Here is a 2,914-nt window from a genome sequence, read left to right as displayed (position 1 = left end):
GGTTTCCGCAGGTGATGGAGGGGGCGCGCCGACCGTCACAGGGCGCCGCGGACGCCCCCGTGCGCGGCGGTCCGCGGCGGCGCGTGGGCCGCCGAAAAATTCCCGCGACCGCCGACGCGCCCCGATCCGGCCCGCATACGTCCGGCGCGACCGGGTAGGCGCAACGGCACCGGACCGTACGCGGCCGATCTCCGCCTGTTCCCACGGAGGTTCACGACGGCACAGCGAAGCGATTCAGAAACCGTGCGGCAGCCAGGGCGCCACGACGGAGGCGAAGCCGAGCGAGGCCTCCGCGAGGGCGCCCCGGCGCAGCTCCCGCACCCGTCCCGCCGCGGACAGCGAGGCGAGGGACACCCCGCCGAGATAGGCCGCCCCCAAGTCCCGTACGGACAGGGCGATATCGGCCGGGTCGGTGGTCCGCGCGCAGGACGCGCCCTTCGCGTCGCCGGAGAGCCGCCAACGCCCCTCGTTCCAGGAGCAGAAGGAGTCCTCGACCTCGAACACCACGTCCACCGGCGCCTGGTACGTCCGCGCCTCCAGCGCCGCGCCGACCTCGACGAGCCGCACATGGAGCGAGTCACGCGGCGAGAGGTCGCACCGGCGGCTGTCGGAGACGAGGTGCTGCCAGGCGTCGTCGACAGGCCTGTTCCACAGCTTCACCTTCGACGTCAGGTCGATACCGAACAGGTGCTGCCACAGCGCCGCGTACGCGGCCGGGTCCAGTGCCTCCAGATCGCGCAGCTCGATCGTGCCCTTCGGGCCGGCCGCGTCCCAGTCCGGCTTGTTGAAGTAGCGCGCGTAGCCCACGACGTCGTCGCCCCGCCGCGCGAGCACGCACTGCAGGGGCGAGGAGCCCTTGCGGTCGCTCTCCGGGTCGAGCAGCGGCAGCCGCTCCCAGCCGGGCCGGCGCGCCAGCATCCCGGGCCGCTCGGCCACATGTCGCGCGTACACCGCCTCGCAGGCCTCCGGCACACCCTCCGCATCAGGCTTCACGAGCCGCAGCCGTACGTCGTCCGTGCCGTCCGGCACCGACAGCCGCACCCGGTCCGTGTCGATCTCGGCACGCAGCTGCTGGGTCGCGATGCCGTAGCCGAAGCGGCCGTAGATGGCCGGTTCCGACGCCGTCAGGGCGGCGAGCGGCTCGCCCCAGGACCGTACGTCGTCCAGCTGGCGCCGCATCATCGAGGTGAGCACCCCGCGCCTGCGGTGCGTCGAGGCGACGCTCACCATCGTGACGCCGGCCGTCGGTACGGACGCGCCGCCCGGCACCGTGAGCCGGAAGGTGAAGGCGCCGGCCGTGCCCACGCACTCGTCACCGTCCCAGACCCCGAGGGAGCGGTCGTGCTCCGTGAGGTCGCTCCACAGGGCGCGCTCCTCGGCCGATTCCGCGACCCCGCCGAACGCGAGCTCCAGTTTCCCGTACCACGCGTCCCAGTCGGCGGGCGTCAGCGCGCGCAAGTCTGTCGTCATGTCCCCATGCCTACCAGGGCAATCCGGGATGAGCGACCGGATTTCTCCCGGGCGGGCGGTGCCGGGTCCCCATCCGGCCGTACGCTCTGCGATGACCGGGCTTCCCTGTGACTTCCGTCCCCGGACGGGGGACAAGTGGGACCTCCCGTGCCAAGCACCTGGTCCGATGGATAGGGTCCCGAACTAATGGCAGCAGGACGAGAGCGGCGCGCAGAAGCCGATACGTTCACGGCCCGGTTGAAGAAGCAGGTACACCGGGTCCGCACAGGGCTGCGCAGATCCGCCGTCGACTACTTCCGCGGCGACGGTTCGGACTGGGTCGCGCTCGCCGGGCTCCTGCTGACCATTCCCGTGATCGCCTGCGTCACACTCATGAACTCCGTCTGGTGCTCGCCGGCGATGCTCGTCCTGCCGATCGTCGCGGGCGGCCTGCTGCTGCGCCCCTCCAGCCTCCTCAGCCTGTACGCCGCTGCCGCCACCGCGCTCATCGTGGAGTCCGTGAAACTCGGCCCGTACACCGAGGGCCCCTCCCGGGTCACACCGGGCATCGTGCTGGTGGTCGCCGCGTGCGGCTTCTTCGGCCTGCTGATCGCCCAGTTCCGCAGCCGGGTCGGGGTGCCGTGGCGGCGCGGCGGGACGATGCTGTTCGACCTGCGCGAGCGGATCCGGGTGCAGAGCAAGCTGCCGATGCTGCCGGCGGGCTGGCACCGGGAGATGGCGCTGCGGCCGGCCGGCGGCCAGTCGTTCTCCGGCGACTTCGTCGTCGCGGCCCGTACGAACGGCGGGCGCACCCTGGAGGTCGTCCTCACCGACGTCTCCGGCAAGGGCATGGACGCGGGGTCGCGTGCGCTGCTCCTGTCCGGCGCGTTCGGGGGCCTGCTGGGGTCCCTGCCGCCGCACGCCTTCCTGCCCGCGGCGAACGGCTATCTGCTCCGCCAGGACTGGGACGAGGGCTTCGCCACCTCCATCCATCTGGTCCTCGACCTGGACTCGGGCGACTACGAACTCTTCTCCGCCGGACACCCGCCGGGCCTGCAGCTCAGCGCGGGCAACGGCCGCTGGGAGGAGAAGGTCGCCGAAGGACCGCTCCTCGGGGTGTACGGCGGGGCGCAGTTCGACTCGGTCAAGGGCTCGCTGCGCCCCGGCGATGTCCTCATGCTGTTCACGGACGGCCTGGTGGAGACGTCCGAACGGGACATCGTCGAGGGCATCGACCGCCTGACCGGAGAAGCCGACCGCTATGTGGCGGGCGGCTTCCACGGGGCGGCCTGGCACCTGATCGAAGCGGTAGCGAAGGACGTGAACGACGACCGGGCACTCCTGCTGATCTGCCGCGAGGGCGCGACGACGGGCCCGGCAACGCTCTGAGCGCTTGCGCCTGCGGCTGGGCGGGGGCGGACCTAAAAGATCGCGCAGTTCCCCGCGCCCCTGAGCCCCTCAGGGG

2 protein-coding genes are annotated in these 2,914 nt (G+C 72.1%); one reads left to right on the top strand and one right to left on the bottom strand.

Annotated elements, in window-relative coordinates:
* Positions 1 to 234: 234 nt before the first annotated feature.
* Positions 235 to 1,470: a GNAT family N-acetyltransferase gene (locus ACFWGJ_RS43115; protein WP_387334432.1), complete on the bottom strand. Its 1,236-nt coding sequence runs from the start codon at positions 1,468 to 1,470 to the stop codon at positions 235 to 237.
* Between the two features lie 186 nt (positions 1,471 to 1,656).
* Here ACFWGJ_RS43115 and ACFWGJ_RS43110 point away from each other — a divergent pair, with 186 nt between their 5' ends.
* Positions 1,657 to 2,838, top strand: coding sequence for a PP2C family protein-serine/threonine phosphatase (locus ACFWGJ_RS43110; protein WP_387334431.1), 1,182 nt, complete (start codon positions 1,657 to 1,659; stop codon positions 2,836 to 2,838).
* Positions 2,839 to 2,914: the final 76 nt, after the last annotated feature.

Origin of the sequence: Streptomyces sp. NPDC060205, assembly GCF_042728395.1 — a bacterium.
GTDB lineage: Bacteria > Actinomycetota > Actinomycetes > Streptomycetales > Streptomycetaceae > Streptomyces.
This window is presented reverse-complemented; position numbering and strand designations above follow the sequence as displayed.